General features: G+C 68.2%; 8 protein-coding genes. 6 read left to right on the forward strand and 2 right to left on the reverse strand.

What is annotated here, in order from left to right; translation table 11 throughout:
• Window positions 1–163: 163 nt before the first annotated feature.
• Together RIN75_RS43515 and RIN75_RS43520 are read left to right on the forward strand one after the other, a co-directional pair.
• Window positions 164–658, forward strand: a complete 495-nt coding sequence (locus RIN75_RS43515; RefSeq protein WP_309117973.1) for a hypothetical protein — start codon at window positions 164–166, stop codon at window positions 656–658.
• A gap of 109 nt (window positions 659–767) precedes the next feature.
• Window positions 768–1082, forward strand: coding sequence for a hypothetical protein (locus RIN75_RS43520; RefSeq protein ID WP_309117974.1), 315 nt, complete (start codon window positions 768–770; stop codon window positions 1080–1082).
• A 541-nt stretch (window positions 1083–1623) separates the two neighbouring features.
• On the opposite strand, the gene istB is transcribed toward RIN75_RS43520, so the two are convergent.
• Window positions 1624–2424 (reverse strand): IS21-like element helper ATPase IstB, encoded by an 801-nt coding sequence (gene istB, locus RIN75_RS43525; protein WP_309117980.1) that lies wholly within the window; start codon window positions 2422–2424, stop codon window positions 1624–1626.
• 67 nt (window positions 2425–2491) lie between these two features.
• Between istB and RIN75_RS43530 the strand changes: the two genes are divergently transcribed.
• Window positions 2492–3208: a methyltransferase domain-containing protein gene (locus tag RIN75_RS43530; RefSeq protein ID WP_309117975.1), complete on the forward strand. Its 717-nt coding sequence runs from the start codon at window positions 2492–2494 to the stop codon at window positions 3206–3208.
• Window positions 3209–3357: 149 nt separating this feature from the next.
• On the opposite strand, the gene RIN75_RS43535 is transcribed toward RIN75_RS43530, so the two are convergent.
• Window positions 3358–3585: a hypothetical protein gene (locus RIN75_RS43535; protein ID WP_309117976.1), complete on the reverse strand. Its 228-nt coding sequence runs from the start codon at window positions 3583–3585 to the stop codon at window positions 3358–3360.
• A gap of 141 nt (window positions 3586–3726) precedes the next feature.
• Between RIN75_RS43535 and RIN75_RS43540 the strand changes: the two genes are divergently transcribed.
• The 3 genes from RIN75_RS43540 (at window position 3727) to RIN75_RS43550 (ending at window position 5583) form a co-directional block, all read left to right on the forward strand.
• Entirely contained in the window at window positions 3727–4050 is a 324-nt protein-coding gene (locus RIN75_RS43540) for a hypothetical protein (RefSeq protein WP_309117977.1), read from the forward strand.
• A gap of 5 nt (window positions 4051–4055) precedes the next feature.
• Window positions 4056–4529, forward strand: a complete 474-nt coding sequence (locus RIN75_RS43545; RefSeq protein WP_309117978.1) for a hypothetical protein — start codon at window positions 4056–4058, stop codon at window positions 4527–4529.
• A gap of 61 nt (window positions 4530–4590) precedes the next feature.
• Window positions 4591–5583 (forward strand): hypothetical protein, encoded by a 993-nt coding sequence (locus RIN75_RS43550; RefSeq protein WP_309117979.1) that lies wholly within the window; start codon window positions 4591–4593, stop codon window positions 5581–5583.
• Window positions 5584–7568 lie beyond the last annotated feature (1985 nt).

Below are 7568 nucleotides of genomic sequence, written 5' to 3' on the forward strand. Positions count from 1 at the left end.
CTCTGGTTCGCGCACACCGACCCGTGGCTGCGGCCCTTCACCTCGATCGTGCCGCTGCAACGGCTCACCGCCGAGCTCGCCCGCGTGCGGGGCACGGATCCCGACACCCTCCACGGCAACGTCGAACCATGGCGGTCGGCCATGTCCAAACTGGAGCTGTGACATGACCACGACCGAGTTCCCCACGACGGTACCCACCGAGCGATACCGGCCCCGCCGGATCGAACCGCTCGGCGTGGTCGAGCGGGCGGGTTGGACGATCAAGCTCATCGGAATCACCGCCGTCACCGACCTGCCCGACGATGCCGCGGTCGCGACCGCCGTCGCGGTCGCCGAACGGGAGCTGCCACGGCCACCCCGAAACCCGACGCGCAGCGGGGTCGGCTTCTGCATCGTGCACCGGGGCACCGAGGCACTGTGGGTGCTGGTCTGCTGGTGGGAGCTCGACATCATGTACCAGCGGCTCTGGCGTGCCGACCTCGGCAGCACGGACCTGCGGGCGGTGCCGCCAGACGGCCCGACCGCCTGCGTATGGGAGCTGCTGGTGATCGACCACGAGCGCCGGGCCTGGATCGACCACGTGCTCGCCCGTCCATCCGACCCTGACTTCGCCGGCTACCTCACTTCGACGCTGACCGTCAGCGGACCGACACCGTGACCCTCCGGCGAGTCGCCGTGGTCCAGGCCGCGCCGCTGCTGTGCGACCTGCCGCAGACGCTGCGGCGATTCACGGACCTACTCGGGCGGCGGGCCAGAGCGCCCAACTGATGGTGTTCCCGGAGGCGTTCACCGGCGGCCACCCGAAAGGCGTGACGTTCGGCGCGACCGTCGGGCAGCGGCAATTCTCGTCACCGATAGTAGGATGCTGCCGGCCTACCTGGCCCCTGGTGATCGCCCGGAGCGATGGCCAGCCGCGCAGCCGTGCCACGGCGGTGGGCCGCGCACTGCTGGCCACGGCGGCGTTGGCGCTGGGCTTCCTGGTGGTGTTCGGGGCATTCGGTCTCGTCGTCGCGCCGCTGGCCGCGTCGACGCAGCAGTACCTGCCCGCGATTACCGTGGTGATCGGCGCCGCCCTGGTCTGACCGGATGCGAGTTCACCGTGCTGCTGCCCAAGCTGCGCCGGGTGCGCCGACCGCGCGGTTGGGCTCGATGTTCGGCTACGGCCTGGCGTACGCGATCGCGTCGCTGTCGTGCACGATCGGCCCGTTCCTCGCGGTCACCAGCGCCACTTTCCGCAGCGGCTCGATCGTCGAGGGTGTGCTGGCCTACCTCGCCTACGGCGCGGGCATGACGCTGGTGGTCGGTGTGCTGGCGACCGCGCGGTCAGGGCTGCGTGTACATCCGGTTTTGGGCTTGGCGGGTCTACGGAGGAGGACGGCCATGGCAGTGACCGACTACCGAACGCTGTCGCGGATGCCGGAGGAGGAGAGGATCGCGTGGATCGAGCGCGAGTGTCCGCACGGCGTCTCACCGCAGTGGACGCTGTCGGTGATCGAGTCGGTCGAGACACACGCCACGGCATCGACCAGGCGTGCCGGTGGGTTGGATCTGCCGGCTGTCAACGGCGCTCGAATGTTGACCCCCGGTGGTCGGATGAAATCTGACCCCTGGGTGGTTGTTGATCTAGTCGTTGGTCTTGGTGGCCGGTGGAACCCGGCCGAGGTCGCGGTCCTTGAGTCGGTAGCTGTCTCCCTTCATCGAGATGACGTCGGCGTGGTGGACGAGGCGGTCGATCATCGCGGCGGCGACGACGTCGTCGCCGAAGACCTCGCCCCAGCGGCCGAACGGCTTGTTCGAGGTGACGATCAGGCTGGCCCGCTCATAGCGGGACGAGACGAGCTGGAAGAACAGGTTGGCCGCTTCGGCTTCGAACGGGATGTAGCCGACCTCGTCGATGATGATCAAAGGGATCCGGCCGAGTTTGACCAGTTCGGGTTGCAGCCGTCCGGCGTGGTGGGCCTCGGCGAGGCGGGCGACCCATTCGGCTGCGGTGGCGAAGGCGACCCGGTGTCCGGCTTGACAGGCGCGGATTCCGAGGCCGATGGACAGGTGGGTCTTGCCGGTTCCGGGCGGGCCGAGAAAGACCACGTTCTCCTTGCCCGCAATGAAGTCCAGCGTCCCCAGATGCGTGATCGACTCGCGTTTGAGCGAGCGTTGGTGGTCGAAGTCGAAGTCCTCCAACGACTTCCGTGACGGGAACCGGGCGGCACGGATGCGACCCTCGCCGCCGTGGGACTCGCGTGCGGCGACCTCGCGTTGCAGACAGGCCGCCAGGAACTCCTCGTGCGACCACGATTCGGCGCGGGCCCGTTCGGCCAGGCGCTCGACCGCCGCGGCCAGAGACGGCGCCTTGAGCGCCCGGGTGAGGTAGGCGATCTCACTGGAAATGTTGCGGCTGTTGGTGTTGGCGGTCTTGGCGGGCATCAGCCCCGGCATCGAGCCGAGCAACAGATCCGACACAGCCACCCGGCTACCCTCGGCCGGTGACGCCATGAACCGTGACGACCCGCGCCGCACGAACGCACAGCCGAACACGTCGGGGCTCGCTTCGGACCAGGATCCCTGCGGCAGTGTGCAGGCCAGCTACGACGCGGTGGCGGCCCAGTACGCCGCGCGGCTCGGCGACGAACTCGACCACAAGGCACTGGACCGTGGCCTGCTGGATGCGTTCCTCGACCTGGCCGGTTCGGGCCCGATCGCGGACCTGGGCTGCGGACCCGGCCACGTCACCCGCTACCTGACCGCCAGGCATCCTGACGTCACCGGCATCGACGTGTCCCCTCACATGATCGACATTGCTCGCGCAGCAGCGCCGGAGATCACCTTCACCGTCGGATCAATGCTCGGCCTCCCTGTGGCTGACGAGGCATTCAGCGGCCTGGTCACCCTGTACTCGATCATCCACCTCAGCGACGCCGACAGAACCACCGCCTGCCGCGAGTTCGCCCGAACGCTGCGTCCCGGAAGCTGGCTGCTCGTCGCATTCCACACCGACGCACCCGGATTCCCCAGCGGTACCGTCAACCACCTCACGACGCTGTTCGACGCCGCAGTAAACCTCAACTTCCGGTTCCTCAACCCAGCCGACGTCATCGGCGACCTAGAGACCGCCGGCTTCACCATCACCGCAACCACCATCCGGCAGCCGGTGCCGGCCGTGGAGTACCCCAGCCGCCGCTGCTACCTCCTCGCCCAGCGACGTCAATGATCGACACCACACGGGCCTGCCATCGGATACGGCACGGTCCGTCTGGGAGAAAGCGATCGACGCATTCTAGATTTGCCGATCCGCGTATCTGTCGTCACGTACGGCTATCTGCCTTCGTGCGTCAGTAACGGAACGTGGCCATCCGCGTCTCAGTTGGGCGCGCGACTCTTGGCGTTGAACTGCGTCACGAGTTCGCGGTTGTTGGCGCGGGCCGCCGTGAGTTCCTCTTCGAGGTCTTCCATCTTCAACCGCAGGTCCGCGTTGGTTTCCTCCAACGTGATGATCTGCCGGTGGAGGTCGTCGACGTCGATGGACGGGCCCAGCCCCGATCGGCTCCAGACCTCCTCTCCGATCGCTGTGGACAGCCGCTTCTCCAAGAGTGAGACGTGGTCGGCCAGGCGTTTGCACCGGTCCTGGCTGTTGGCGAGATCGGCTTGCAGCGAGGCCCGGCTTGCCGCCGGTCCAACAACGCTGTCCCGCGGTTCGATGGCCGCGGCCTGGACCGCGTGGTGGCGCTGGTGTCGGCGGGTTCGGCACACGCCGACGAGCAGGGCCGTCCGTCGCATTCGGCGCAGACGCGCGACGAGTCGACGTCGGGCGGTGGCCTGCTCGGCGGGCTTCTGGAGCCGGTGACACCTGTGGTGTCGTCGGTGTCCGGGGTGACCGACCCGATCGTGTCGGGTGTGTCGCGGGTCGCGGCTCCGGTGGTGGAGCCGGTGGTCGGGGTGGCGGAGCCGGTGACGGCTCCGTTGCTCGCGCCGGTGACCGAACCGTTGTCCCCGGTGCTGGAGGTGTTGGCGCCGGTGACCGAGCCGCTCTGGGCTCCGCTGAACCGGTGGTGACGCCGGTGGCGCGGGGCTTGGGTGTCGAGCCGCAGGCGCTGGGCGTCGATCCGGCGCGGACCGTGCCGGTGGCACCCGCTCCTGTCGGGACCGCTCCCGGTGTCGACGTGATCGTCCCGGCGGAAACTTCGACACCGGTGACACCACCGACAGCGGGTGCTCCCGTGGCGGTGGAGGTCATCGGTCCGCTGTGGACCATGACGACGACCCGTCCGGCGGCGACCAGTGTCACGGCAGCGGATGCCATGGGCTCGCAGCGGCATGGGCGTGGCCCGGCGTCGCGGCGTCGGGACCTGGCGGTCCTGGCCGGCGCGACGGGCACGGCGTCCTCCGGCGGCAACTCCGGCGGTGCGTCCGGGCAGGCGGATCTGCCCGGCTGCCAAGGCGTCGGTCCGCGTGACGGTGTTGACGTGGTCCCCGCCGAACGCTGGTTGCTGCGGCCGTGGTGCTACGTGTTCGGGCGACATCATCCGAGCTGAGTTCTTCCCTTCGTGAGCTGACCACTGCACGAACCAAGGCTTCAAGGGAAGAAGGAATTCGATGCGCAAGTACGTCCAACGCGGCCTGTTGGCCGCGGTGATCTCCGGCGGGTTCGTCCTGCTGGGGCAGTCGATCGCGAGTGCCGACACGGTTGACCAGGGTCCGCTGGGCCTGGGTGGGCTGGTCGGTTCGGTCACCAACACCGTCACCTCCACGGCGGGCGGCGGCAACGGCGGTGACTCGGGCGACGGCGGCAACGCCACCAGCCACAGCAGCGCGCGGTCGGGCAACTCCGGGAACTCGGATGACTCCGGGTCCACCGGAGGGAATTCCGCCTACGGGCTGTGCGTGCTGGCCGAGTGCAACACGCACGTCGGCTCGGGCGACTCGGGTGACACCGGGGCGACCGGCAACACGGGCGACGCGTCCAACACCAGCCACACCACCGGGGGCGACTCCGGTACGGCCGGTGACGGCGGCGACGCCATGGCGTGGACCGAGGGCACCGATCGTGGTGGCTGGTGGCACCACCGCAACGGCTCGGGTGACAGCAACGCCAAGGCCGTCGGTGGCAACGGCGGCGACTCGGGCGACGGCGGCAACGCCGACAGCTCGAACAAGGCCGTGACCGGCGACTCCGGCGACTCGGGTGACAGCGGCTCGACCGGCGGCAACACCGCCGTGACCTACACCGACGGCGACCACGGCCAGTGGAACACTGGAACCGGGGCCACCGGGGCTGGGGCCACGGCAAGGACTGCGGCTGGAACAACGGTGGCTCGTGGAACCATCACGGCTGGGTTCGGCACTACGAGTCGACGACCGTCGTCGGCTCGGGCGACTCCGGTGACACCGGCTCCACCGGCAGCACCGGCGACGCCTCCAACACCAGCTGGACCACCGGGGGCGTATCCCTGGCAGACGCACGTGCGGGGCTTGGTGGGGCATGTGGTGCTCGGCGTGGCGACCCACCTGGTGCTGGAGGCGTTGGACTCCGCCTCGAATCAGACCCCCGAATCGGCCGCTGATCCGGCTCCGGTCACGGGCCGGTGAGGTGGCGGACCGGTCGGAGGTCCGCGCTCCGGCGTGAAGGACCATCTGATCGGGGTGGACGGACTTTGTCGACTCGCCGGCGGGCGCGGCGCCGAGTCGGTGTGCGGCAGGTCCTCAATGATCACGACGGACATCCACCGTGGGCACTGGCGAGTTGCGGTGTCGAGCCCTTTCGGAGTCCTCGCTGAGGCTGTGCGGCCGGTCTGCGGTCGTCGCGACGAGGACGGCGGACAGGACGCGGCAGCACGGGTGGGCGCCGGAACTCCTGCGGCTTACGGCCCGCCGTCTTGTGGGTGGGTGTGGCCTTCGACCCGGGTCGAAGGCAGGATCGGTGGACGGCGACCGCAGCCTGGTGCGATGTTCGGTGATGCGTCGGCCCAGGTCTTGGGCGCGGGCGGCCAGTGCGCCGAAATGATCCACCAGCCCGGTCCTGGACTCGCGCACCGGTTCGCGCCCGGTGAATGGCCGCAGACTGAGGCAGACCTGTGGTCATTTGGCGTGAGAAGGGATGCCCACCGTGGGGGGCGGGACCGCGCGCCCGACCCCCACGAACGCTACTCAGGCGAGGACAGCACGAACGATGACTCAACCACCAGGCTGCCCGTGTGAAACCGCTGGTCAGTCCTGTTCCCATCCTTTGGTACTCCCGCCGAGGATTCGAACCTGCGCAGCTACTGCCGAGTCCATCGCATCCATCGACCGATACGAATGTGAGTTCGGAACGCCACGCGCCAGCTCACCAGCGGACCCTGCCCACTCCACCCACACGGCCGGTCCGTATGACCGGACATAGGCCAGCCACCGCCCCAGACGATCGCAGCGCGACGTCCGCCCACGTTGTCACCATCAAACACGCCCCAGCGCAGCAGATGCAGGCGTGCGCGATCCATGAGATCATCAGCCAGGACAACCTGGACAACGCCGCCACACGCGCCGATCACGGGCAGAAAGAACACCCGTACCGGGGGACACGATTCGCTTTAGCCAACGCGACCCCATTTCACCCCGCGTGACCCGATCCTCCCAGAATCCTCCCAATCACTGGGTTACCGACCAGTACTGACCATTGTGGATAGTCACCTCAAGATCGACACGGGTGCACGAAAAAGCCCGCTGACCTGGGCATGTACCCAGAGCCAGCGGGCTCCTTCAGACCGTCGGGACGACAGGATTTGAACCTGCGACCCCTTGACCCCCAGGGGTGCCCCGATCATGAACCGACCTGCGAAAACACCGAATCAGCAGGTGACGGCGGTGCCGTTGAGCGCGATTCGATGCAGCTCGGTTCGGTTGCGGCTCAATGGATTCTCCCACTTTCCTCCCACACATCCTCCCACACATCCTCCCACCGCGCGCCCCCCGTCGGCGGTGTGGACGTCGCACACGTGTGCGTGAATCAAGTGCTCGGCGGCGAGGCTCGGCGCGGGCGTGGTGTGCGTTCGAGTCCCCGGTGCGGCTCCTCCAGGAAGCACACGGACACCCGAACCGCTCAGCACGACCCACTTCGCACACACAAGTGGCGGAAACCGCTGGTCATCGCCGTTTGCGTGCCGCTCATGATGGAGCGTCGACCCACGGAAACCGCAGGGCGCGGTCGCCGTTCGTCGTGACGCCCAGAGCGGTGACCAGCGGTGGCTGATCGAAGACTGCGTCCCCGAAGTCCCGGTGGATTCCGGTGATTTGATCCACGAGGCCTGCTTGGTCGTCGTCCCGGTGTAGCCGCGCAGCTGGCTGGGTCCCTGGTGGTTGCGGTTGGCGACGTCGACATGGATCCTTTCGATGGCCAGCGGTGTGCGCATCACAGCCAGCAGGTGGCCGAGGAGAAGGAGAAGTCGGTGATCTCCATGCCCGGGTTGGGGACTAGTGTCCTGCGCCGGGAATTCGATCAAGATATGAGGCGAGGCGGTCGAGGATCTCGTCCGCGTCCTTGGTCCAGACGAAGGGCTTGGGGTCCTCGTTCCAGGCCTTGATCCAGTCGCGGATGT

Source organism: Saccharothrix sp., from assembly GCF_031180885.1.
Taxonomy (GTDB): domain Bacteria; phylum Actinomycetota; class Actinomycetes; order Mycobacteriales; family Pseudonocardiaceae; genus Actinosynnema.